At 64.8% G+C, this 22,155-nt stretch carries 23 protein-coding genes and 2 pseudogenes; 8 read left to right on the forward strand and 17 right to left on the reverse strand.

Annotation, left to right across the window (positions count from 1 at the left end):
* Nucleotides 1-959 (reverse strand): aldehyde dehydrogenase family protein (locus ACFXN1_RS26980; protein WP_379463693.1); only part of this gene is annotated, 959 nt, incomplete at its 3' end.
* 147 nt (nt 960-1,106) lie between these two features.
* Here ACFXN1_RS26980 and ACFXN1_RS26985 point away from each other — a divergent pair.
* Nucleotides 1,107-2,714 (forward strand): PucR family transcriptional regulator, encoded by a 1,608-nt coding sequence (locus ACFXN1_RS26985; RefSeq protein WP_379441627.1) that lies wholly within the window; start codon nt 1,107-1,109, stop codon nt 2,712-2,714.
* A gap of 64 nt (nt 2,715-2,778) precedes the next feature.
* Here ACFXN1_RS26985 and ACFXN1_RS26990 read toward each other — a convergent pair whose 3' ends face one another.
* Entirely contained in the window at nt 2,779-3,189 is a 411-nt protein-coding gene (locus ACFXN1_RS26990; protein ID WP_379441629.1) for a pyridoxamine 5'-phosphate oxidase family protein, read from the reverse strand.
* Nucleotides 3,190-3,447: 258 nt separating this feature from the next.
* Between ACFXN1_RS26990 and trxB the strand changes: the two genes are divergently transcribed.
* Together trxB and ACFXN1_RS27000 are read left to right on the forward strand one after the other, a co-directional pair.
* Complete coding sequence (gene trxB, locus ACFXN1_RS26995) at nt 3,448-4,431, forward strand: thioredoxin-disulfide reductase (protein ID WP_379463694.1); 984 nt, start codon at nt 3,448-3,450, stop codon at nt 4,429-4,431.
* 72 nt (nt 4,432-4,503) lie between these two features.
* Nucleotides 4,504-5,046 carry a TetR/AcrR family transcriptional regulator gene (locus tag ACFXN1_RS27000; protein WP_379444043.1) on the forward strand — a complete coding sequence of 181 codons (543 nt, stop codon included), beginning with the start codon at nt 4,504-4,506 and terminating at the stop codon, nt 5,044-5,046.
* 82 nt (nt 5,047-5,128) lie between these two features.
* Here ACFXN1_RS27000 and ACFXN1_RS27005 read toward each other — a convergent pair whose 3' ends face one another.
* From ACFXN1_RS27005 to ACFXN1_RS27030, 6 genes are all read right to left on the reverse strand, one after another.
* Entirely contained in the window at nt 5,129-5,749 is a 621-nt protein-coding gene (locus ACFXN1_RS27005) for a 3,4-dihydroxy-2-butanone-4-phosphate synthase (protein ID WP_379444044.1), read from the reverse strand.
* A complete protein-coding gene (locus ACFXN1_RS27010; protein ID WP_379463695.1) occupies nt 5,742-6,284 on the reverse strand; it encodes a hypothetical protein in 543 nt (180 codons plus the stop codon). The genes ACFXN1_RS27005 and ACFXN1_RS27010 overlap by 8 nt, the downstream gene beginning before the upstream one ends.
* Before the next feature lie 15 nt (nt 6,285-6,299).
* Nucleotides 6,300-6,650 (reverse strand): VOC family protein, encoded by a 351-nt coding sequence (locus ACFXN1_RS27015; RefSeq protein ID WP_379444046.1) that lies wholly within the window; start codon nt 6,648-6,650, stop codon nt 6,300-6,302.
* Nucleotides 6,651-6,678: 28 nt separating this feature from the next.
* Complete coding sequence (locus tag ACFXN1_RS27020; RefSeq protein WP_379444047.1) at nt 6,679-8,658, reverse strand: primary-amine oxidase; 1,980 nt, start codon at nt 8,656-8,658, stop codon at nt 6,679-6,681.
* Nucleotides 8,659-8,730: 72 nt separating this feature from the next.
* Nucleotides 8,731-10,047: an NtaA/DmoA family FMN-dependent monooxygenase gene (locus ACFXN1_RS27025; protein ID WP_379444048.1), complete on the reverse strand. Its 1,317-nt coding sequence runs from the start codon at nt 10,045-10,047 to the stop codon at nt 8,731-8,733.
* A gap of 34 nt (nt 10,048-10,081) precedes the next feature.
* Nucleotides 10,082-10,558 carry a flavin reductase family protein gene (locus ACFXN1_RS27030; RefSeq protein WP_379444049.1) on the reverse strand — a complete coding sequence of 159 codons (477 nt, stop codon included), beginning with the start codon at nt 10,556-10,558 and terminating at the stop codon, nt 10,082-10,084.
* A gap of 254 nt (nt 10,559-10,812) precedes the next feature.
* On the opposite strand from ACFXN1_RS27030, the gene ACFXN1_RS27035 reads away from it, so the two are divergent.
* Entirely contained in the window at nt 10,813-11,262 is a 450-nt protein-coding gene (locus ACFXN1_RS27035; RefSeq protein WP_379444050.1) for a hypothetical protein, read from the forward strand.
* Between the two features lie 258 nt (nt 11,263-11,520).
* Here ACFXN1_RS27035 and ACFXN1_RS27040 read toward each other — a convergent pair whose 3' ends face one another.
* The 3 genes from ACFXN1_RS27040 to ACFXN1_RS27050 form a co-directional block, all read right to left on the reverse strand.
* Entirely contained in the window at nt 11,521-12,861 is a 1,341-nt protein-coding gene (locus ACFXN1_RS27040; RefSeq protein ID WP_379444051.1) for a protoporphyrinogen/coproporphyrinogen oxidase, read from the reverse strand.
* A gap of 138 nt (nt 12,862-12,999) precedes the next feature.
* On the reverse strand, nt 13,000-13,755 hold the full coding sequence (locus ACFXN1_RS27045) for a hypothetical protein (protein WP_379463696.1): 756 nt from the start codon (nt 13,753-13,755) through the stop codon (nt 13,000-13,002).
* Nucleotides 13,756-13,778: 23 nt separating this feature from the next.
* Nucleotides 13,779-14,165 carry an FAD-dependent oxidoreductase gene (locus ACFXN1_RS27050; RefSeq protein ID WP_379444053.1) on the reverse strand — a complete coding sequence of 129 codons (387 nt, stop codon included), beginning with the start codon at nt 14,163-14,165 and terminating at the stop codon, nt 13,779-13,781.
* A gap of 109 nt (nt 14,166-14,274) precedes the next feature.
* On the opposite strand from ACFXN1_RS27050, the gene ACFXN1_RS27055 reads away from it, so the two are divergent.
* Both ACFXN1_RS27055 and ACFXN1_RS27060 read left to right on the forward strand, forming a co-directional pair.
* Nucleotides 14,275-14,904: a TetR family transcriptional regulator gene (locus ACFXN1_RS27055; RefSeq protein ID WP_379444055.1), complete on the forward strand. Its 630-nt coding sequence runs from the start codon at nt 14,275-14,277 to the stop codon at nt 14,902-14,904.
* 5 nt (nt 14,905-14,909) lie between these two features.
* A pseudogene (locus tag ACFXN1_RS27060) lies at nt 14,910-15,238 on the forward strand (transposase); the annotation flags it as partial.
* Nucleotides 15,239-15,614: 376 nt separating this feature from the next.
* Here ACFXN1_RS27060 and ACFXN1_RS27065 read toward each other — a convergent pair.
* The 5 genes and pseudogenes from ACFXN1_RS27065 to ACFXN1_RS27085 form a co-directional block, all read right to left on the reverse strand.
* Nucleotides 15,615-16,052, reverse strand: coding sequence for a MarR family winged helix-turn-helix transcriptional regulator (locus ACFXN1_RS27065; RefSeq protein WP_379444056.1), 438 nt, complete (start codon nt 16,050-16,052; stop codon nt 15,615-15,617).
* A gap of 125 nt (nt 16,053-16,177) precedes the next feature.
* Nucleotides 16,178-16,999 carry a YceI family protein gene (locus ACFXN1_RS27070; protein WP_379444057.1) on the reverse strand — a complete coding sequence of 274 codons (822 nt, stop codon included), beginning with the start codon at nt 16,997-16,999 and terminating at the stop codon, nt 16,178-16,180.
* Nucleotides 16,996-17,805, reverse strand: a complete 810-nt coding sequence (locus ACFXN1_RS27075; RefSeq protein WP_379444082.1) for a collagen binding domain-containing protein — start codon at nt 17,803-17,805, stop codon at nt 16,996-16,998. The genes ACFXN1_RS27070 and ACFXN1_RS27075 overlap by 4 nt, the downstream gene beginning before the upstream one ends.
* 273 nt (nt 17,806-18,078) lie before the next feature.
* Nucleotides 18,079-19,806: pseudogene (locus tag ACFXN1_RS27080) on the reverse strand (MFS transporter); the annotation flags it as partial.
* Between the two features lie 55 nt (nt 19,807-19,861).
* Entirely contained in the window at nt 19,862-20,272 is a 411-nt protein-coding gene (locus tag ACFXN1_RS27085; protein ID WP_379444059.1) for a hypothetical protein, read from the reverse strand.
* Between the two features lie 196 nt (nt 20,273-20,468).
* Between ACFXN1_RS27085 and ACFXN1_RS27090 the strand changes: the two genes are divergently transcribed.
* Nucleotides 20,469-21,122: a hypothetical protein gene (locus tag ACFXN1_RS27090; RefSeq protein WP_379444060.1), complete on the forward strand. Its 654-nt coding sequence runs from the start codon at nt 20,469-20,471 to the stop codon at nt 21,120-21,122.
* Nucleotides 21,101-21,439: a hypothetical protein gene (locus ACFXN1_RS27095; RefSeq protein WP_379444061.1), complete on the forward strand. Its 339-nt coding sequence runs from the start codon at nt 21,101-21,103 to the stop codon at nt 21,437-21,439. The genes ACFXN1_RS27090 and ACFXN1_RS27095 overlap by 22 nt, the downstream gene beginning before the upstream one ends.
* Here the strand turns inward: ACFXN1_RS27095 and ACFXN1_RS27100 are convergent.
* The gene (locus ACFXN1_RS27100) at nt 21,436-22,119 is read right to left on the reverse strand and encodes a TetR/AcrR family transcriptional regulator (RefSeq protein ID WP_379444063.1); all 684 of its coding nucleotides are present in this window, start codon (nt 22,117-22,119) and stop codon (nt 21,436-21,438) included. The two genes, ACFXN1_RS27095 and ACFXN1_RS27100, sit on opposite strands and share 4 nt — an antisense overlap.
* Nucleotides 22,120-22,155 lie beyond the last annotated feature (36 nt).

The raw sequence follows: 22,155 nt of genomic DNA on the forward strand, positions 1-22,155 counted from the left end.
CTGGAATCCTCCGACGCGCCGCCACCGACGACGGTGCCGCGCGCGCGGTTTGCGGTTTTGGCGACGAGCTCGTCTCCGACCGGATCGACTGCCACCAGCACACTGATCGCCATGCAGCGCTCCCCCGCACTGCCGAAGCCCGCATTGACCGCGGCATCCGCAGCCAGGTCGACATCCGCGTCGGGGAGAACCACCATATGGTTCTTTGCTCCGCCGAGGGCCTGCACCCGCTTGCCGTTGCGGCTCGCCTGTTCGTAGACATACTGCGCGATGGGTGTCGAACCGACGAAACTGACCGCGGCAACGTCCTTACTGGTCAGCAACGCATCGACCGCGACCTTGTCACCTTGCAGCACATTGAAGACGCCATCCGGCAGACCGGCTTCCTTCCACAGCCGGGCGAGCCACAGCGAAGCAGACGGATTCTTCTCACTGGGCTTGAGCACAACGGTGTTGCCAGCGGCGATGGCGATCGGGAAGAACCACATCGGAACCATCGCAGGGAAGTTGAACGGGCTGATGATCGCGACCACACCGACCGGGTCGCGCCGCGAGTGCACGTCGACACCGGTGGAGACTCCCGGAGACAGATGCCCCTTCAGCAAATGCGGTATCCCGCACGCGAATTCCACGACCTCCTGACCACGCGAAATCTCACCGACCGCGTCGGAGTGCACCTTTCCGTGCTCGGCCGTAATGATCTCGGCGAGTTCGGATTTGCGACTGTTGAGCAGTTCGCGGAAATTGAACACGATCTGCGTGCGCCGTGCGAGCGAGGTCGCCGCCCACTCCTTACCGGCTCGCGCGGCGGCCGTGATGACTGCCTCGGCATCCGCCTCATCGGCCATGACGACCCGGCCGGTGACACGGCCGGTTGCCGGATTGGTGATATCGGTCCACCGGTCGGACCGACCGGTCGACTCGACGCCGTTCACCCAGTGGTGAATCGTATGAATCATGGGGGTTCGAGCACCTTCTCTTCCGCCTTTTTCAGGCGCGACGCCAATTGATTGCGTCACCAATTCTGGGGAGAACGGGCACCCGAGAGGAGTTGCAAAGCGTCACAACGTCGGACAAGAATCCGACACTATGCAAGGAGAAGGCCGGTGCTGACCGTCGCCGATGTCCTCGGTATGCCGGTGCTTCGATCCGGGGGTCCCGAGGTGATTGCCGGGCACGGCGGGCTGGGCCGTTCCGTTCGCTGGGTGCACACCACCGAACTGGCGGACATCGCACCACTGCTGCGCACCGGCGATCTGGTCCTCAGCACCGGGATCGCGCTTCCCGACACTCCTGGGCAGCTCGAAGGTTTCGTAGCGAGCCTGGCCCGCCGTGGCGCGGCAGGACTGATCATCGAGTTGGGGCGACGATGGACGAGCATCCCGGAGGCATTGCGGCAGGCGTGCGAGCAGCATGACCTGACACTCGTACAGCTGATCCGCGAAACCAGTTTCGCCGCAGTCACTCAGACCATCGGCGAACAGATCGTGCAGCAGCAACTCACAGAACTGCGTGAGGCCGAACGCGTCCACAACACCTTCACCGAACTCAGCATCGCCGAGGCCGGCCCCGCCGAGATCCTCGATGCCGTTCAGCGACTATCGGGAAGCGCCGTCATCCTCGAAGACGACCAGCACCGAGTGATCGACTTTCGCACGGGCACAAGCGACATCACACCGATCCTCGCGAACTGGCAGGCACGCTCGCGTACCGTCGACCTGAGCGATCGCACCGCGTGGAACGCCGAAAACAGTTGGCTCCTCACCCGTTTGGGCCGCAGGGACCGCGGATGGGGGCGCCTGATAATGCAGATCCCAGCCGCACCGGCGCAACGGACTGTGGCGATTATCGAGCGCGCTGCGGCCGCCCTCGCCATGCACCGCCTCCACGATCAGAACCGCAGTAGCCTCGTCCGCCGCACCCATCACGAAATACTGATCGGCTTGCTGCGCGACCCCGGCAACCAGGAACTGCGTAACCGCTGCGATGCGCTCGGCTTCCCCATGACAGCGCGACAGTTCGTAGGTCTCGCCGTGCGACCGGTTCTGCCTCTCGACCGCACCGCCGCACCCGCCGTATCGCTGGCGGACGAGGTGATCCGTTTGTTGGTTCGAGCGGCGAACGATCTGTTGGTTCCCTTGGTGATCGCCACGGTTCACCGCGATATCCGAGCCGTTCTTTCGATTGGTCTCCAGGACGACGCCGACAGCACTGTCGACACCCTCGTCGATCTGGTCTCGCGGCAGTATCCGATCGTGGTCGGTGTCGGGAGAACAGTCACGAAAGCCCAGCTGCTCGACCGCACGCTGAAGGAAGCCCAACATGTAGTCGAAGCCGCGGCTTCGTCGCCCGCAGATCCCGTACACCGCATAACCGACGTGCACGTCCGAGGTCTGATAAGCACTCTGGGCGACGATGAGCGACTCACCTTGTTCATCGACAGAGAACTCGGCGCCATCAAGGAATACGATCGCCGATTCCAGAAACAATTGATGGAATCCCTGCGCGCATATTTGCGCTTTCCGAACAACAGATCCGAAGCCGCCGCTAGTCTAAATCTGTCTCGACCAGCATTCTACGACAGACTGCAAAAAATTGGAAGATTACTCTCGGTCGACCTCGACGAACCCGATATCAGAGCCTCGCTCCATTTGGCAATTATCGCCGACGAGATGTCGGGATCGAACTTCGGTAAATCGGATACGATTCCGTAGCCGACGAGCCGTGTCCAATAGCCAGCAGCTTCAACATTGTTCGGACCGATCGACGGGGCAGTTATCAGCCGAAACTGACGATCACACCGACATCGCCCATGCATCCGCCGCGACTCTCCGGGCACTCGTTACCGCGCCCCATGGTCGCAGCCCATCCCTCCCGGCCGTACTTTTCGATCATGATCCTCAGCAGCTTCTCCAGGTCCGCACCGAAGACGAGTTCGGCCCGCCCTTCCACGGCAAGCCTGCCCTCCAACGGAAACCCATCCCAGTCGGCGGGTTGCAGCTTGATGCGCGGATTGTTCTGCAGCCGCTCGAATTTTCCCGATTGCCGCGGCATGACGAAGGCAATTCGGCCATCCCCCCACGGCAGCGGCCAGATCACGGTCGTCATCACCGGAGTGCCATCGGGGCGGTAGGTCGTGACCTGAAGGCATTGCTCAGTGCTGACGCTGCTCCGATCGACTTCGGACATTCGAATATCCTCACGTATCTGCTTCGAATTCTAATGACAATAATCTTCCATGCAGCCGACGCGGATGGCACCTGACAAGTTGTCAGGTGCGGAGGCGAATGCCATCCCCAATGCGCCAGAAGATGCATCGCGAGATGGACTGGCGTCGATGACGATCTCGGTCGGCCGAACGCTATGACGAGGGTCACCCGCGGAATTTCCGTCTTTTCGCTGCAGTTGACCTTCTGGATCCTTTCCCAACTGTCTTCGGAGGCCCTCTTGACTACCGCTGTTCGCGATCTGATCATCATCGGTTCCGGACCGGCCGGCTACGCGGCAGCCGTGTACGCCGCGCGAGCGGAGTTGCAGCCCTTGCTTTTCGAGGGCACCCAGTTCGGCGGCGCGCTCATGACGACCACCGAGGTCGAGAACTTCCCCGGCTTCCGCGAGGGCATCATGGGCCCCGACCTGATGGAGGAGATGCGGGAGCAGGCCAAGCGCTTCGGCACCGACATCCGCACCGAGGACGTCGACGCCCTCGACCTGACCGGTCCCATCAAGAAGGTGACCGTCGGCGGTGAGGTCCACGAGGCCTACGCTGTGATCCTCGCCATGGGCTCCGCGGCCCGCTACCTGAACGTCCCGGGCGAGCAGGAGCTGCTCGGCCGCGGCGTCAGCGCCTGCGCCACCTGTGACGGCTTCTTCTTCAAGGGCCAGGACATCGTGGTGATCGGCGGCGGCGACTCGGCCCTCGGGGAGGCCACCTTCCTGACCAAGTTCGCCTCCAGCGTGACGATCGTCCATCGTCGCGAGGAGTTCCGCGGCTCGCGCATCATGCTGGAGCGGGCCAAGAACAACGACAAGATCCGCTTCGTCCTGAACTCGGAAGTCGTTGCGGTGCACGGGGATACCGCGGTCACCAGCCTGACCCTGCGCGACACCCGCACCGGCGAGACCTCCGAGCTGGCCGCCACCGGCCTGTTCGTCGCCATCGGCCACGACCCGCGCAGCGAACTGGTACGCGGCCAGGTCGATCTGGACGACGAGGGCTACGTGCTGGTCCAGGGCCAGAGCACCTACACCTCGCTGCCGGGCGTCTTCGCCGCCGGCGACCTGGTCGACCATACCTACCGGCAAGCCATCACCGCCGCCGGTACCGGCTGCCGCGCGTCCATCGACGCCGAGCGCTGGCTCGCCGAGCAGGGTGACATCACCACCAACACCCCCGGACACGCCGGTCAGCCTGTTGGCGCGAACGCCTGACAGACGCCTGGTTGGGGAACCTGCTTCGTGCGATAGCGCAGTATGCTGCCCGCGGAGCAGGAAGGGGAATCCATGACACGCCAAGTGCCGTACGGCGGCGGCCGCGCGGCAACGATTGCGGCGGCAATCCGGCTGGTGGCGCGAGACGGACTTTCCGGGCTGTCGTTCCGCGCACTGGCCGCAGAAGCCAGTGTCAGCGTTGGTGCCGTACGCCACAACTTTCCCACCATCAACGATGTACTTCTGGCCGCGCTGGACGACTGCCGCCAGGCATACCTGAGTTCCATCGCCCAAGCGTCAGACGTTCGAGCACTGCTCGCGACCATCGTGAACGAAACCGACCAGGAGAGGTCGGAATTCGAGGTCAAGGTGATGACCGAAGCCCGTCATAGCCCCGACCTCGGCGCTCTTGTCGAGCGTTACTACAGCGCGATGTCGGAATCGATGAGCGAGGCCCTGGCGCACAGCGATCTTCCCTCGGATACCGCATTCGCTGATCTCCTGTCCTTGGTCGCGGACGGGATCATCTATCAACGCGTGGTTTTCGCGGGTGACAAAGAACGCCACGAAAGGCACGCGGCGAGCGTCGAGCGACTACTCGAAGAATTGGAGTGAGGGCCGCCCAGCGAGGTCTCCCGGGACACCGGCGGCCCCATTCGTACGGTGGGGCCGCCGGAACCTGAGACAATGTCATGTCTCAGATGCTCCGATACGCAAGACCTCTCGACGCAGCGAATACCTCGGCCTCTCCGCATCGCATCACATCGGCGTGGAAATCGACGGACACCAGATCGGCGATCACCGCAGCCGGGACACCCGACGCCGCGGTGACAAGTGCGAGCGCGGCCGCGACGACCGCACCCGCACGGGCCTGCCCGCCGTCAGCCTTCACCCGGATGGGCACGACGTGGCCGGGCCGGGTGAGGTCGGACGGGCTCGTTCTCGGCTGGGCGAGCGTGCGCGCCGTAATCGCGCGGTCGTTTGCCGAGATCCCTGTGGTCACACCCGAAATGGCGTCGACGGCGACACACTGCCCCGCGGCGATCATCCCGGAGGAACGCTGACTCGGCGCTGCCTCCGGCAGCAGCAGCCGATCACACACTGCGTCAGGCAAAGCCACCTGCACGAAGCCGGAGGAGTACCGAATCAACTGCGCCATTTGGCGGGTATCCGCGGAGATTGCGCAGAATGTCATGATCGCGCGGCCCTCGGCGACGAGGACGACAGACTCTCCACGCGACAGCACGGAGACCATGGCATCGTCATCGGGATACCGAAAAGCACTGGCATTCACCGCAAGTCGAGTCGGCTCAGCCATGGATCGAACCTGTCATGATGCCGAGGCACGCGGCCATCATCAGGTGCTCCCACGTCCCCGGATCAGCCCAGGGCTGGTCGGTGCTACGACGCCACAGCACATAAGTGGTCCATCCCACGTACGCCGCCGTGGCAGCAGTGACCACCATCGGTGCCAATGACAGGGTCGGCTCGGCTTCATGATGATGCAGGGGCATTTCCGGCACCAATGTCGCCGAATGGTGTGCCTGTTCGTGATGCAACACAATGACAGCGGCCATCACCGCCGCACCCGCGACACGATGCCAGCGGACGAGCGTCTCGCCCCGATCGAAGCCGACAACGGCGGCGGCGATCAGTAGCAATACCGGAACTCCCACATGCACGACGAGCGGGCTGCTGCTCATCACCATCGCACCCATCAGTGCGAACATGGTCGCTGCCAGGCCCCGTGCCCAGAGCGATGCATGAGCTCTGGGCACGACGCAGCAGGTCGCGGAAGCGGCAGAGGTACAGAGCATCAATATCTCGGGAACGGCCAAGTTCATGGCAGTCATGCCTTTCGATCCGCGCTACATGTGTTCGACTACAGCAAACTGATTGCCCTCTGGGTCGGCGAGGATCTGCCAGACGACACCGGGGACTTCGTGCGCGGAGACGGCGGTAGCGCCCAACCCGATCAGACGGCGGACCGCGTCGTCGATCGGTTCCCCGGAGATGTTCAAGCGCAACCGGTTTGCTCCCTGAGATCTGGAGTTCGCCGGTTCGATGCTGACCATCAGGCCCTCGCCTCCGGCGGGTGCGAGGTAGACCGACTCACCGTCATCGAGTGCGACTACGAGATCCAATGCTGCGGCCCAGAACGTACTGAGGCTTCGAGGGTCGGTGCTGTCGATGGTGACCATGTGGACATTGAGTGCCATGGGTTTTGCCTTTTCAGAGCAGTGGAGATCAATTGGTGTGGTGCCCGGCGCAGGACCCATGGGGGTCGCGACCGGAATCTTCGCGATCGAACATCTCTGCGCTGCAGTGGCCATTGTCGAGAGACGCCGGAACATCGAGAGTCGGGTTGCGGTCGAAGAATCCGTTCGGGGTCAACGTGAAACCGGTGTATTCGACAGGCATCACGGGATAATCCTCGAGTCGAGGCCAGTGGGTGAGACCGAAGACGTGCCACACGACGATGTCCGCACCGTCGATCGGACGGTCTCCCTCGATGTACGAGGGCAGCCCTCCCCCGCCACGGCTCTGATTGACCAGAAGGCCCGCGGGCCACTGCTGATCCGCGTCGAATCGTGTCACCCACAGGTGATGCCGGGCGAAGGCGGCTCGCTTGGCCACCGAAGAATCCGGATCGGCGAGCAGAAGTGGCTTGCCCTCGGGGTGCAGGGTGAACGCCGTGGGCTTGCCCATTCGGTTGTTGCGCTCAGCGCTTCCGATCTTCCAGGTACGCCCGACCTTGCCGTCCGCATCACGGACAGCCTCCTTCTCGGATTTGAATCGCTTGATAATCCTGGTGATCGCGTTGCCGTTCACGTTGTCGTCCGGGTGGATCGGCAGGCCCCGGAACTCGACCTCCTCGACGAAGTTCGCGATCCCGTCGATCATGGGGTCGATACGAGCGCAGAACAGATGCTGATGCGCGGGGGCACCCAGTCCAGGCGCGATCTCCGGCGAGTACGGGTAGTCACCGCCGCGGTGGCCGGTGGTGGCGACGATGCCGGTCGCCTTGGCTTCCAGCTGGATCGTGCCGTCCAGGTAGAAGTACCAGTACAGGCCGTAGTCATAGTTGCCGACAGTCGAGAAGAACGAGACGACCAGTCGGCGCTGCCGCCGGGTTTCGACGCTGTTGGACCAGGGATCGGTGTGCTTCCAGAGGATTCCGTAGTCCTCCTCGTGGATGCAGATCGCGTTCTCGATGGTCATGGGGTTGCCGAGATCGTCGGCGAGCACGGCGTCGACGTATCGGATCTCGCCGAGGCAATCACATCCGAGCTTCAGACTGTTGGCCGATGCTCCGATGCGAGACTCTCCCATGTCGAAGTAGTTCTGCCAGTTGCGCGTTGGTTCGGGGTCGCCGTAATTCACGACCATCTCGGGCACGGAGGCGCGGTAGATGACGGGTCGGCTGTCCAGGCTGATCTGGTGGAGCGTCAGACCCTCGCGACTGTTGAAACCGACACGCATGTCCCAGTTCTCCCACCGGAGATGCCCCTCCTCGAGGCTGAACGACACGCCCTCCGGCTGTGTGATGGAGATCGGTTTGAGGGTCGTGCGATCCGGCCCGCGATACTGCGGATCCAGGTAGTTGCCAGACTCAGCCGGGACATGCGTGATGTCGGACTCGATGACGCGGATGACCTTCTTGTTGGTCAGATCGACGTGCGCGACAATGCCGTCGACCGGGTGTGCGTAAGCGATGTCTCCGGCGTGGTCCTGCTTCCAGGCCACGACCCGCGCCACTCGCGCCTTGGTGTCTTCCTCGAATCCGAAATAGCCCGCGGTGATGCTGGGAGTCCGCACAAGAGACAGGTCGGTAACGCCGCGCCGCGCCAGCGCGTCGACCCATCGCGGGTCACTGTTGACGATGTCCGGGATGTTGGCGAAGTCCTCGTCGAACATCGGCCCCGATCCATGAGTCGCGTGATCGAAGCGTCGTTCGCGCTCGATGAGTCCCGAATCGAGGTCGATGAGGAACTGAACCGATTCCAGCGTCGCCAGATCGGTGGTGACCACGTCCACAATGCGCTGCACCGACTCGCCGGCGAGCAGGTCCTGTTTGGCAGGCTCGCGAAGTTGCACGTAGGAAAATCGGGTGTTGACGTTGATCTGGTCAGCAGCGGACAGCAACTCACGGATGCGTGTAATCTCCGCCACGGTGAGAGGTTCGAGCGGGTGCTGATCGGTCGATGTGGCGATTTCGATTGTCATAACTCTGCTTTCGGTCGAGCGTAAAAAGGTTCAGCCGGATTTCCGTGGGCTGACGGCACGCGAGTGGAGTGGTTAGTCGCTGGACGTCCAGTCGGGATCGTGCAGGGCCTGGCGGAACGTCTGGGCCGGTTTGTAGGCGGAACGCGTTGCGCCGGCTGCCCGCAGATACGGGAGGACGCCATCGATCACGGCGTCTTCGAAGGCCTGGTTCGCGAAATCGATTGCGCCGATGAGGAACCCGTCCCCGCCGACCTCGTCCATGATGTGCATCATTTCCTCGGCGACCTGCTCGGGAGTGCCGGACAGCGCGTTCTCGTCGTCGCGGTACCAGACGTCGACGACACCTTGGCGCAGCGACTTGCCCGCGCGCGCGGTTTCGCGCAGAGGCTCCAATAGTGCTGTGCTGCCACGTGATTCGATGTCGAGAGGGAACGGTTGGTCGAGCGGATACTGGGTCAGATCGTGGTTGAACGCCTGGGAAATCATCAGCAGTGCGTACTCGACCTGCGCTCGGGTCGCCGGCGGACGTGGCGTTCCGTCGGTGAACTGGATCGGCGGACCGAAGAAGACCTTGACCTCGTCGGGATTGCGGCCGTGCGCCGCGGCACGGTCACGCAACTCTCGGCGCATCTGCTTCATGTAGTCGATCCCGAACCCCGGTGCGAAGATGCAGTCGGCGTGCCGGGCAGCGAAATCACGGCCACGTTCCGAAGCGCCCGCCTGGAACAGGACCGGCGTCCCCTGCGGCGAGGGCACCGTGTTGAGGGGCCCGCGCACGGTGAAATGTTTGCCGCGATGGTCGATCTCGCGAATCTCGGCCGGGTCCATGTACATGTTGTTCGTGACATCGCGGGCGAGGGCGCCTTCGCCGAAGGAACCCCACAGTGCCTTGGCGACCTCCACGAACTCGTCCGCCATTTCGTAGCGTGTCGCATGGTCGGGCAGCACGTCGTAGTTGTGGTTCTGGGCGGCGGAATCATCACCCGAGGTAACGACGTTCCACCCGGCCCGACCCCCGGTCAAGCTGTCGACGGTCGAAAGGGTTCGGCTGAGAATGTAGGGCGGATAGAACGACGTCGAGGCCGTTGCAATGAACCCGAGTCCCTCAGTTGCCTTCGCCAGCAGAGGAATCAGTGCGAGAGCGTCATGTCGTGGCGAGCCGACGGCAAGTTTGAGGTCCCATTCCAGGGTGTCGTTGATCGCCCGCGAGACGGCCGCGGTGTCGTCGAAGAACAGGAAATCCACGTGCGCCCGCTCGAGTCGCTGAGCAAGGGCGATGTGACGGTCCCCGGTCCACCAACCGTCGCCGTGGAGCCGGTCGTCGGCGGCGCTCCAGGCGGTGGGGCCGAAGCGGCTGAAATAGCCGATGCGAAAGGGCGTGTGACTCATAGTGTTTCTCCTCGAGAGGTGGGAAGCCCTGGATTCAGCGGGCAATGCGGCCGAAGCGGGAGCGATGGAAGATCAATGCGTAACGGTCGTCAGCGATGGCGAAATCCTGGACGCGAAGGACGGCGACGGTGTGGTCCCCCACACTGTGTTCGGCGTCTAGCGAGCACGTCAGATGCAACGCGGACGCCGGGATGTGGATCGACCCGCATTCGTCGCGCTCAATGGCGACACCGACCCAGCGAGCTTCGGAATTCCGATCGGACAACTGGCGACACAGCGCATCCTGATCGTCGGACAGGATCGAGACGCCAAGGCGGTGGGCCGGGCGCAACTTGGGCCACGTCGTGGAACTCTTCTGGACGGCAATCGTGACCAGCGGCGGATCGAGGGACACCCCACTGGTGAAGGTGGAAACCACCAGCACCTGATCTTGTCCGTTCACGTGCGCCGCGATAGCGGCCACACCTGAAGGGACACGACCAAACGCATCGCGAAGATTTACGCTGGTCATTGGGGGTCTGAGGGATGGAAGGGACTCGGGCACGAACCGAGTCTCACCCCGCCGCCAGAACAGCACAAGCGTGCTCTTTCATTGTTCACAGATCGGATCCAGCGCTGAAACAAAACAGCACAAACGTGCCTTTTGTGCGCGACAGTGGAAATACGTTAGACACATATCCTCCGTCGGCACCGATCACCGACCGCAAACAGCTATCCCGATCGAGCCCCGTATCGCGGGTTTGCGAATCGCGTTCTCGTCTCGACATGCCTGTGACCACGGGCTTCGGCATCACGAACATCGGTGAGCACGCCATAGCGGCGGAAGTACGTGGCGCGATCACCAATCCCATACGGCGCGAACGGATTCGGTACCAGCCGAAGCAATGGGCACACGGCCCGAACCTCGTCGAACACACCCCGGACGGGGAGAAGTGGCGCGGATCCGCCGCAGCCGAGGAGCTCACTCACATCGCCCCGGGCATCGTGCTCGTCTCACCACCCGTGGACACCTTCTACGACCCGGGCGCGATCGACGGCCACTCGCGTGTACCCACGGCCCTCACCGCTATGGAGACCCTCGTGGCATGGAACCTGAAGCAGGTCCAGGCAAACCAAGCCCGCTTCAGCAAGCTGTACAAGCGCGCCGAGCCCGGCCTAATGCTGGTTTGCGCACACGATCCCTCGATGCTCAAACAAGCCCAGGCCACGGCGTAGCCAGCCGTGGCCTGCTCCCCCCGCTACGCCAGGATGAGAAACGCCAATCCCTTATCCGCCAGCAAGGAAAGACCCGCCGTGTTTCACCGCAATGCCCATGTCATGACCCACAACACCTAGGTCAGCGCTCATCGGGCCCTGGGCAGAGATCGTCATCCGGAAGCAACGAACCCGGAACGGGTCGGCTACCTACCGATACGGGGCATCGGTCTTCTGCACGGCCGTCTGCGGTGGGCGGCCGAGCGCGGGCATCCTTGTCTATGTGGTGAACGCCGGCTGGTTCAAAGCGCTCAGAAGAGCCGCCGCGGCCGCCTGCCCCGAGGCGGTGGCCGACTCCAAGTTCGGCGTAGACAGATACTCCCCCGCGAGCTGGACAGTCCGATCGAGCCGTCGAGTTCTGGCCTGAAACGCACCGAGGTGCGCATAATGTCCGACCGGACTGTACTGCTGCTGCCACCGATTGATCTCGATGAACTCGATGTCATCGGACACACCCGGTAGGAACGCATCAGCCGTCTCCGCACAGATACTCCGCAGAGCGTCGTCATCGTCGTCGAAATGACGCTCGCACCACTCGTTGGTCAACGTGAGGGTAAGCAGGCCCTTGCCGCGTGGGACCCGGCCGGGTGCCTTGTTGTGATCGCAGGCAAATCCACCAAGGAAGGGGTGCTCCGCGCGCGGAACCATCGTGTACGTCGCATGGAGACCACGTGGCGCCCTGGCCAGCGCGATATTCGGTGTGACCAGCTGTCCACGCCGCACAGCGCCCAGATACTCCGCCCGCCACCGATCCAGATCGACGCGCACACCAGCGGCCAGCTGCGCGGGCAAAGCGACGACGCAGCCCGCCACCGACTCGGTCCGCTCCCCATCGGGTCCCTCCCATGTCACCCTCGCTCCGTCGGCCAGCTGCTCCACCGCGGTAACCCGGGCTCCGAGCGTCACATCGAGCCGTGCCGCCAACCCTTCTGCGAAAGAACCCATTCCCTTGTTGAAGGCGACGAGCTTCGCGCCCGCAAACAACGAAACGATCCCTAGAAATTCGACCCGCGACACCTGCTGCGGCTCGGCCGCGAAAATCCCGCGGATCGCCGCACTGATCAAAAAGTTCGACAGCTCCGGAGACAACGCCTCGTTGACCCATTCCGCGAGACTCCGAGTATCGAATACTCCTGCCTCGGCGATGCGCCCAACAGTGGCCTTCCGCGAGCGGAGTACCTCCGGGGCGAGCCGAGCAGCCAGTATCTTCCCGGCTGGTGTCAGGAATTTGGTGCGCGCGAAGTCACGAATCGGGTGGTCACCGTCGATCTGGTGCACCCGCCCACCCCTGACCAGGCCGAAGGTGAAGCCACCTGGAACGATCTCACCGCCGAGTCCCGCATCCTCCGTCAGGGAGAGCAAATGCCGGTACGTGGTTGGCAGAAAAATCGCGCCACGGTCCAACAGGAACCCATCGCGCTCGCTCGAACACATCGCGCCGCCCACCCGATCGGCCGCCTCGAGGACGCGGACCGAACAGCCGCTCTGCTGCAACCGAAATGCCGCAGCCAAACCCGCAGGGCCGGCCCCGACAACGATGACCTCGTCCCGATCACTCACTAAACGCTACCTTTCTGTAAATCCGATCTGAGCTCACAACATTGCCGTGAACCTGCTGAGAATCGCCGTCTCCCATCGGCAATTGCAGATGGGGAGCAAAATGTTCGGCGGCGGCGCTCGAAAAGCCCCTTTGTCGGACTACGCGCCCGAGAACGATGTCCCCGGCGTGAGCCGCTGCGCATCGGCCGACACCATCTCGCCAAGCCCAGCAGCGTCGGCGCGCCGACTTGCGCGGTGCATACCCCAGGTCATCGTCACCATCCAGGCGAAGAACGAGACGCAGAGCAGATACCAGGCGATGAGGCCGTTCCAGGCGAGCGGCCCTTCCTTGGTGAACACCACCACGCTGCCGCCGGAGACGCCGATCGCGCACCACGCGGACAGGTAGGCCGTCCACCGTGGGAGCAACGGCTCGCGGCGACGGTCCTGCAGGACAGCGATCGCAACAATCGCCATCTGCACCATTGCCGTGCCGACAACCCCGACGTAGATGAGCCAGGCGACGTCGTTCAGCATCTGGACCAACTCGGCTCTGCGCTCGGGACGGTAGGCGGCCGTCTGCCAGAGGAGCTGGGGAAAGATGAACTCGAGAATCAGGCACGAGCCGGCGATCGTCTGCGCGCTCGCCAGCGGCGAGCCGGGGCCGGCGATGCGCCGGACTTGATATGTCACCGCGGCCACGTAGAAGGCCAACAGCGGCGCGGCAGCCGTAGTAATCCAGATACCGATCCGGATCCGGTTGCGCTTCTCGGCGAACATGTGCGCGATTGCGGTGGCATCCATGCTCGGGCGGGGCGGCGGAATGAATCCTGCAACCGCCCAGAATCCGATCGCGAAGAGTGGCGCGAAAGAGAACCCCAACAACACGCACAGGCGTTGCTGTCGTTCTGTCATATTCTGCTCCTATAACTCAGATCTCATTGCGACGTTCGCGACTTCAATTCCGCAAGCTTGCTCCGGGGTGAGAGCAACTTTGTGGTCAGCGCCGTCCGAACCGGTGTCGAGTAGTTCAGATAATGGCGATCCGCACCACGCGGAATAGCTCCCCTAGCCGACCGCTCGACAAACTCGGATTGGAGTCCGACTTCGTTGATCAACGCGATCGCGTCACGGTAGGTACCGAGATGGACGGCTGTGCCGAGGTCCATCAGATAATCGCCTTTGCGCACCGTCCAGATGCGGCCGCCGACGCGATCGCGTTCCTCGAAAACGGTGGGTACGAACCCAGCTCGGCGTACATCATGCGCCACGGCCAGGCCGACGATCCCCGCGCCGATTACGGCTACAGCAGGTCCCTCGGGCATTGGCGTCCTTTGATTTGCCTGACAGTGTCAGATACAATGTAAGTCTAATCACATGTGACGTCAACAGTGAGGTAAACCGATGTCAAGGCAGCGCGGCCGCCCCGAAGCCGTGGACCGCAACACGCTGATCGCAACCACCTTGCAGATCATCGACACCGAGGGCATCGACGCCGTCACCATGCGACGTCTGGCCAGCACGCTCGGCGTCAGCCCGATGGCCCCGTACCGGCATGTCAGCAGCAAAGAGGAGCTTCTGCAGGTGGCTGCGGGTTCACTGGTCAGCGGGATCCAGGCCGCACCAGCGGGCACGCAATGGCAGAACGCCCTTCAGATATTCTTCGAGAGCTTCCACGACCGTCTCCTCGATCACCCGGGCGTTGCTCGCTTGTTCGGTGGGCAGGCGTTCCTGAGCGAGGCCATCTACGCGGTCGCCGACCCCGTCTTCGCGTGTTTACTCGAGGCCGGGTTCGACCCAGAGTCCGCCGTTTCCCTGTTCATGGCCTGCGCGAGCTGCAGCATCGGCGCCGCGCTACTGGAATCCGCCGCCGAGGCCCAGCGGGCAGACCCCGACCGCGTCGACGCGGTCGTCCTTGTCGCAGCGAAGAAATACCCGGGCATCGCGGCCGTCGCTCCTTACCTACCCGGGCGTGATTCAGCCGAGTCCCACGCACAGGCTCTCCGCAACCTCATTGCCGGATACGCCGCCGCATTGACCGAGCGCCGAACCGGCGAGGACTAAGGAATGTGTGGACCGAGGCCGGCCTGTGGCGGCGTCTACACCGCGCCGTGCTCGACGAGCTGGGCAGCCAAGGATTGATCGACTGGTCGCGGACGGTGATCGACGCGGCGTCGGTGCGGGCCAGAAAGGGGGATCTTTGACCAGGCCGAGCCCGGTCGACCGCGGCAAATCCGGCTCGAAAATCCATGTGCTGTCCGACCGCGCTGGAATCCCTGTGTCGGTGGGTGTTTCAGCCCCCAACACCAACGACGCCGAAGCACTGAAACCGCTCGTGAAAGCCATACGAGCAGTCCGCTCTCGACGTGGGCCGCGCCGCCGCAAGCCGGCGCGGATCGCGTGGTCTGGCCGCCCGTTCACGATCTTGGCCTCGATAGTGGTCAGCGGCTGGGCCGTGCCGAGATCCACCGCCGCGTTGCGCAACGGTTCGAGGCCGTGCTTCTTGTCAAGCCAGTCGGCAAACGAGTTCACCCGTGTCTCATGGGCGCGAGTGCGAGTGCTGTTGCCTCCCAGTACTTCCGACACGTAGTCGGTTTCGGCCTTTGGCTTGAACGGTTGCAGGAAGCCTCGACGACCCGGCGCAGGGACGGGCGAATGCGAGCATCAGATCGCCCGGTACGTGCGAAACGAATACCAGCTCTGGACGTGACGGCAACGCCCTGCGGCGCAGCGATCGGTTGCGCGCACCGCAGCGCAGAGCCGGTAGTGGTGGGTTATTCGTCGAGCAGGTCGACCAGTTTGGTGAGCGCGGTAGCGAGCACCCGCCATTCCTCGCCGTCGATCTGGTCCAACGCGGCCGCGAAGCGCTGGATGCGGGCGGAGGCGAGGCCGTTGACCAGCGCGTGCGCGGGCTCGGTGGCCGACAGCTTCTGCGCTCGACCGTCGACCGGGTCGACGGTGCGTTCGAGGTAGCCGCACTTCTCGAGCGCGGACACGATACGTGACATGGTCGGCGCGGTGACCCGTTCGGCGGCGGCGAGATCACCCAGCCGCATCGGTCCGGTGCGGACCAGGGTGGCCAGCGCCGCCGCCGACCCGGGGCCGAGCGACCCGAAGTCGCCGCGGCGCAGCAGCCGAATGAGCTTGCCAAGGGCCAGATACAGATCCGCCGCCTCGGCCAGGTGCTGGGTGCTGCGCTCCTGCTGGATCATCCCGCCTTCGCTCCTACGCGTGTCGTCGCCGTTGCGTCGGCAGCGGCGGCGTTGTCCGTTTCAGTCAGTTTTGCCCGCCCGATCGGCTACGGCGAGTTCTGCCCGTTCGGCCGGGCGGAGTCCGGCTACATCTCCGGCAGCCGATCTCCCTGCACCAGCTCGATGTCCAGATCGATCTTCACGGTGGTCCCGACCGCGGCCACCCCTGCCCGGACGACGGCGTTGTAATCGATGGCGAAATCACCGCGGCGCAAGAGGGTTTCGGCATGGAAGGCAGCCCGGACCCCACCCCACGGGTCGGGTCCGTAACCGCCGTAGGTGAGCGCCAGATCCACCGGCCGTCGCTGCCCGTGCAGCTCCAGCTCCCCCGCCATCACCCAGGTGTCAGCGCCCGTGCGGCGCAGCCCGGTGCTGATGAAACCGATCACCGGAAACCGCTCGACGTCGAGGAAGTCCGCCGAGCGCAGATGCTCGTCCCGCATACCGACGCCGGTATCGATACTCGCGGCCTTGATCTCGGCGTAACCCGTTGTCCGATCGAAGTTTTCGGCGACATCGAGCCGCCCGCCGACGTCGGCGAACCGCGCCTTGATGCTCGCGATGCCCAGGTGGCGGGCGGTGACGCCGACCGTCGAATGCACCGGATCGATGGTCCACGGCCCCGCCGGCGGCAAGGGCACCGCGCTCACCTCTGGGTCGAGCCGGATGTCACCGAGGTCACCAGCGCCGGTGGCCGGGATGCGGGTGACCCGGGCAACCGGCTGATATCCGGGGGCGGTGACCACTGCGGTGTGCATGCCCGCGGGCAGCGGCTCGGTGGCCGCCGCCCCGGTCGCATCGGCAACGGCGCGGGCGAGCTGGCGTCCGTTCAGATCGGTGACGGTCAGCAGTGCGCCCGGCACGGGCCAGCCCGCGGCGTTGCGGATCTGGACGGAGAGCCCACTCATGACAGCTCCGCTGCCTGCTCGCCGTCGTAGCCCAGCCACACATCGTGGCCGACCTCGCCACCGGTGACGGTCACCGCGCTGGTCACCGGCGGATAGCCGCGGGCGACCACGGTGTAATCGCCCCCGGGCAGATCGGTGACGACATAGCGGCCGTCCGCGTCGGTGCGGGCGGTCCCGATCGGTGTACCCACCTCGTCGAGCACGGTGACCTGCGCGTCGCGCACCGGATTCCCGTCGGCCAGCACCGATCCGGTCAGCATCGCCATCGGGGTCAGCTCGATATCCTGCCTCAGCAGGCCGCTGTCGGGCACGACGAGCGCGGTTGCGCTGGGCCGCATGTGTTCGGCCACCGCGACCAGGGTGTAGGTGCCCGACACCACGCCCCGGCAGATGTAGATGCCGTCGGTGGCCGTGACGGCAGCACCCACCACCTCGCCGCGCTGATCGGTCAGCGTGACGGTGGCCTCGGCCACCGGCTCGCCCCGACCCGCCGACCACACCACACCGGAAAGCTCACCGGACCCGTGCAGGGTCAGGTCCAACCGCTGCGCACGCCCGTCGACCATGGTGTTCACCGCCGCCGGCTGATGCCCGCCCGCCGAGACGATCAGCACATAGCTCCCGACTGCGGGCGCCTCGATGCGGTAGCCGCCGTCGCGGTCTCCGGTGGCCCGCGAAACCTGGTGTCCGCGTTGGTCGATCAGCGTCAGCACCGCACCCGGGACGGGCCCGCCGTCGGCACGGTGGATGCGCCCGCCGATCGAGCGACCATCACCGGTGGAATCGACCACCGACCCGGCTGTCATCGCCGCAACATGTTCCCGCCGATGCACCACGGGGCTGTTCGCCGCTGCCGCATGGCCATTCGCCGTCACCTGACCGTTCGTCGCGACGTGGCCGTACGGTGCGGCATGCCGCCCGGCAGCGGCGGCAAGGGCCGGCTCGGGCCGGGAGATCACCTGAGTGGCTCCCTCCCAGACCTGATCCTCGGCCCAGGCCGCCCCGACGGCCTCGTCCGCGTCCTGCGGCTGTGGTATGCCCGCCCGATCGGCCTCGGCGAGTTCCGCCTGTTCGTCGACGGAGTAGCGGCCGCCGGCGAACCAGGAGGCGATGGCACCGATCGCCATCATGGCCGCCGCCGTCAGGAACACCACGATCAGTCCGGAGTGGAACGGTCCGGAGATCAGGTGGGGGAAGAATTGCTGCCCGGTGAGCACGTCGGCTTGCACACCCGGCTGGTCGAGGGTACCGGTGGGACCCAGCAGCTCCTTGAACGGGTTGTAGCCGAGGAACGTGGCGAACAGGCTGCCCACCGGTGGCATGTCCGCGATCTGGCCGGCGACCGGCGCGGACACGCCCTGTCCGCGCAGACCGGAGTCCATTGCACTCGGCAGCGTGCCGGACAGGCCGACGATCATCAGCGAGAAGAAGATGCCGATCGACAGCGCCATGCCCCCGTTCATCAGGGTGCCCCGCATGCCGGAGGCGACGCCGCGCTGCGAGGCCGGTACCGCCGACATGATCTCGGCGGTGTTGGGCGAGGTGAAGATGCCGGTACCCAGGCCGTTGAGCAAGATGACCAGCGCGAACAGCCAGTAGTTGAAGTCGACCGGGATGAGTACCAGCAGGACGAAGGTGACCGCTGCGAGCGCGAGCCCACCGGCCGCGAACAGCCGGGGGCCGTAGCGGTCGCTCAGCCAGCCCGAGATCGGGCCCGCGATCAGGAATCCGATGGTCAGCGGCAGCATGTAGATACCGGCCCACAGCGGAGTGGACTCATAGTCGAAGCCGTGCAGCGGCAGCCAGATGCCCTGCAGCCAGATAATGAGCATGAACTGCATCCCGCCGCGGCCCACCGACGCCATGAAGCCGGCCAGGTTGCCCAGGCCGAACGCCCGGTTGCGCAGCAGCGACAGCTGGAACATCGGCTGCGCGGTCTTGGTCTCGATGACGCAGAACGCCGCGAGCAGCACGATGCCCCCGATGACCGCGGCCAGCACCCAGGGGTTGGTCCATCCGGTCTTGGAGTCGCCGTAGGGCTGGATGCCATAGGTGATTCCGGTCAGCAGTGAGGTCAGGCCCAGCGCGAAGGTGATGGTGCCCGGCAGATCCAGCGACCCGGAGTTGCGCTGGCCGTTGTCGTGCAGCGATCGGTAGGACCACACGGTGCCCAGGATGCCGAAGGGCACGCTCACCCAGAAGACGGCCTTCCAGTCCCATTCGGCGAGCAGGCCGCCGAGGAGCAGGCCGAGGAATGAACCGGCCACGGCGGCCACCTGATTGATCCCCAGCGCCACGCCGCGCTGATTGGCGGGGAAGGCATCGGTGAGGATGGCCGCTGAGTTGGCCATCAGCATGGCGCCGCCGACACCCTGGACAACACGCCACCCGATCAGCCACAGCGCGCCTCCGCCGTGGGTGAACGGGTCGAATGACAGCGCGATCGCCGTCAGGGCGAATACGGCGAAACCGAGGTTGTAGATGCGGACGCGGCCGAACATGTCGCCGAGGCGGCCGAACAGCACCACCAGCACCGCGGAGGTGAGCAGGAAGCCCATCATCAGCCACAGCAGGTAGCTGACGTTGCCCGGCGAGAGCGGGTTCAGGTCGACGCCGCGGAAGATCGCCGGCAGCGAGATGATCACGATCGAGGAGTTGATGGTGACCATCAACATGCCGAGCGTGGTGTTGGACAGGGCCACCCATTTGTAGTGCGGGTGGTCGTGATCGACGCGGAGCCGACGGCGGATGGTCTGGACGTCGCCGACGTCGAGTTCGCCGACCGATGGTGCGGAAGCCAAGAGCATCTCCCCGGGCAGTAAGCGGATAGGGCCTCCAGTTAATATAGTTGCATATCGCTAACTAACTAAATCGGGGGAATGTGACACCGCCCTCAGCCCGCGGCACCGACAGGTCGTAGCGGTAGCCCGCGGCCTGGTCGACGGCGGTGCACGGATGCGGCAGCGGCTCCAGCCATTTGCGCAGCAGGGCGTCGATCCGGGAACGCGTGGAGCCCGCCCGGTTCAGCGCGCCACCGGCCACGTGAGCGCCGAGGTGATGCTCGGGCGCCGTTCCTCGTTCCCGGGCACGGTCGCACGCGGCCGCCGCCGCGACGGGACCAGCCCCACCGAGCCGTTCGCGCGCATCAACCGGCCCACCTCCACGCCACGGCGACGCTCCGAAGGGCAGCTGCGCACGCTCATCACCGTCGAGGTCGGCACCGCGAAAGTTCCCGTCTGGGCGACCGACGCGGATCCGAGTGTTCCGGAGCACGAGCGCCGGATCCGCACGACCCTCAAGCAAATGAACGTCAACACCCGACGCGTGGCGATGACCGCAGCAGACCGCGCCGGCGGCATGGCGTTGATGCTGGACCTGGGGGCATCGGTGACCCGCGTTGCGACGGGCTTGCAACGCGAACGATCCGACATCAAACACGCGCCAACGATCGCCGCATCGATGACTGCCCGTGGACTCGCCGACCGGGGTACCTACAGTCTCGACGAGTTCGCCAGTCATCACCGAATACGAAACCCTCGGCGACACCGAGGCAGTCGAGCGCCTGCGACAGGTCCCCCGGTCGCGATTCACCTACATAGCGAATCAGATCGCCGCAGACCGACGCGAAGCCCGCGCCCGCCTCGAAGAGTCCCTGAGGTACGCGGCCCTCGGTTTCGGAGTGCTCACAGTCGAGCCCGACACCAGTTCGCCCGAGCCGCAATACCTTCCGGCGGAACTGCTCGAGACCGCCGACGCCGCTGCGGTCACCGAAGACCTGATCGCCGCAGCTGCTGACCGGTGGTTGGTGTATGTCGATCTCGAGGAGAACGGTCAACTCGTCGACACCCTCACCGGCGTCGTCGATCCCGACCACGTCGATTGGGATACCAAGGGCAACACCGCCTCCCATCCTGCCCAGGGCCTGCGTCACGCCGATTCGGTGGACTATCGCGACCGGCTGGATTCCCCTGTACTTCCTTCCCGCCGACCAGCTGGCCGAGTCCGGCTTGCGGATGCGGCCCCTCCCAGAGCAGCGAGACACCCCGCAGCGACCGGGCCGAGCAGCCGCGTGCGACCGCGGCCGCGGGCTGGGATCGATGGTTGCTGGCGCGGCGTGCGTTGACCCCGAACGCCAAGGGCGAGCTCGAAATCGCCTACTACCTGTGCTGCGCACCCAACAGCACCCCGGACGAGGAGCTGATCCGCGTCGCCGGCGCCCGCTGGGCGGTGAAAGATTGTTTCCAGACCGCGAAGACCGAGGTCGGCCTCGATCAATATCAGGTCCGTCGTTACGACGCCCGGTATCGGCATGTCACCCTCGCGATGCTGGCCCACACCTACCTCGCCGTCACTGCCGCGATAGCCCCAAAAGCGTTGGCAGCGGCCTCATCCCGCTCACTATCGGCGAAGTCCGACCACGAAGTGATGCTGGTGTACTAGCCCGTCCCCGAGTTCTCCCATGATGGATGATCGGGTCGGGGGTAGGCTCCGTGAATCGTGAGCTGGGCCATCTCTTCGATGAAGGCCTCGACTGGGGGGCGGCGCGCAGTGGCCCCTTCGAACATCCAATCGCCGTGGACCGCGATGGAGAAGACCAGACCGAACATAAGCCTGGTCAGGACGGTCGGATCGAATGATCTGAAGCCCCGGGCCCCACCTTCCTGGCGAGTGATGTCCTCGAAGCGCTCGAGGATCGCACCGAGCTGGGGGGCTCCGGTCGTGGCGTCCGAGAGCGGTCCGTGCGCATCTTGTGCGGCAATGAGAGCTCGTATGAGCCGCTGGTTCGCCGTCAGAACGTCGTACAGCCCTCGATAGAAGTCGCGTGCTTCCTGGACGGGACTCACGACGCCGTGCGGCCGGCTTTCCCAGTCGGCCATATAGGTCGCCATGTAATCGTTGAACGGAGCCAGCACGGCTTCCTCGAACAGCTTCGCTTTGCTCCCGAAGTGCCGGAACACCATCGGCTCGGTCACCGAGGCTCGCTCCGCGATTTCCTTGGTACTGGAGGCTGCGTATCCCTTTTCGGTGAACACAGCCCGTGCAGCCTCGAGCAGAAGCGTCTTGCCCCGGCCCCATGCGGGGCTGGCGGGCCGTGTCGGCGACCGCCCATCGGTGCTCATCCATGCCTCCCAAGTAGGTATTGACCGGGGTGGAGC

Origin of the sequence: Nocardia sp. NPDC059154, assembly GCF_042755705.1 — a bacterium.
Taxonomy (GTDB): Bacteria; Actinomycetota; Actinomycetes; order Mycobacteriales; family Mycobacteriaceae; genus Nocardia.

What these genes read in the sequence shown, in the direction of transcription:
- ACFXN1_RS26990 (WP_379441629.1), bottom strand. Translation starts at nt 3,189, where the DNA reads ATGTCCGAAGTCGATCGGAGCAGCGTCAGCACTGAGCAATGCCTTCAG.
- ACFXN1_RS27000 (WP_379444043.1), top strand. Translation starts at nt 4,504, where the DNA reads ATGACACGCCAAGTGCCGTACGGCGGCGGCCGCGCGGCAACGATTGCG.
- ACFXN1_RS27005 (WP_379444044.1), bottom strand. Translation starts at nt 5,749, where the DNA reads ATGGCTGAGCCGACTCGACTTGCGGTGAATGCCAGTGCTTTTCGGTAT.
- ACFXN1_RS27010 (WP_379463695.1), bottom strand. Translation starts at nt 6,284, where the DNA reads ATGACTGCCATGAACTTGGCCGTTCCCGAGATATTGATGCTCTGTACC.
- ACFXN1_RS27015 (WP_379444046.1), bottom strand. Translation starts at nt 6,650, where the DNA reads ATGGCACTCAATGTCCACATGGTCACCATCGACAGCACCGACCCTCGA.
- ACFXN1_RS27020 (WP_379444047.1), bottom strand. Translation starts at nt 8,658, where the DNA reads ATGACAATCGAAATCGCCACATCGACCGATCAGCACCCGCTCGAACCT.
- ACFXN1_RS27025 (WP_379444048.1), bottom strand. Translation starts at nt 10,047, where the DNA reads ATGAGTCACACGCCCTTTCGCATCGGCTATTTCAGCCGCTTCGGCCCC.
- ACFXN1_RS27030 (WP_379444049.1), bottom strand. Translation starts at nt 10,558, where the DNA reads ATGACCAGCGTAAATCTTCGCGATGCGTTTGGTCGTGTCCCTTCAGGT.
- ACFXN1_RS27035 (WP_379444050.1), top strand. Translation starts at nt 10,813, where the DNA reads ATGCCTGTGACCACGGGCTTCGGCATCACGAACATCGGTGAGCACGCC.
- ACFXN1_RS27045 (WP_379463696.1), bottom strand. Translation starts at nt 13,755, where the DNA reads ATGACAGAACGACAGCAACGCCTGTGCGTGTTGTTGGGGTTCTCTTTC.
- ACFXN1_RS27050 (WP_379444053.1), bottom strand. Translation starts at nt 14,165, where the DNA reads ATGCCCGAGGGACCTGCTGTAGCCGTAATCGGCGCGGGGATCGTCGGC.
- ACFXN1_RS27065 (WP_379444056.1), bottom strand. Translation starts at nt 16,052, where the DNA reads ATGATCCAGCAGGAGCGCAGCACCCAGCACCTGGCCGAGGCGGCGGAT.
- ACFXN1_RS27070 (WP_379444057.1), bottom strand. Translation starts at nt 16,999, where the DNA reads ATGAGTGGGCTCTCCGTCCAGATCCGCAACGCCGCGGGCTGGCCCGTG.
- ACFXN1_RS27075 (WP_379444082.1), bottom strand. Translation starts at nt 17,805, where the DNA reads ATGACAGCCGGGTCGGTGGTCGATTCCACCGGTGATGGTCGCTCGATC.
- ACFXN1_RS27100 (WP_379444063.1), bottom strand. Translation starts at nt 22,119, where the DNA reads ATGAGCACCGATGGGCGGTCGCCGACACGGCCCGCCAGCCCCGCATGG.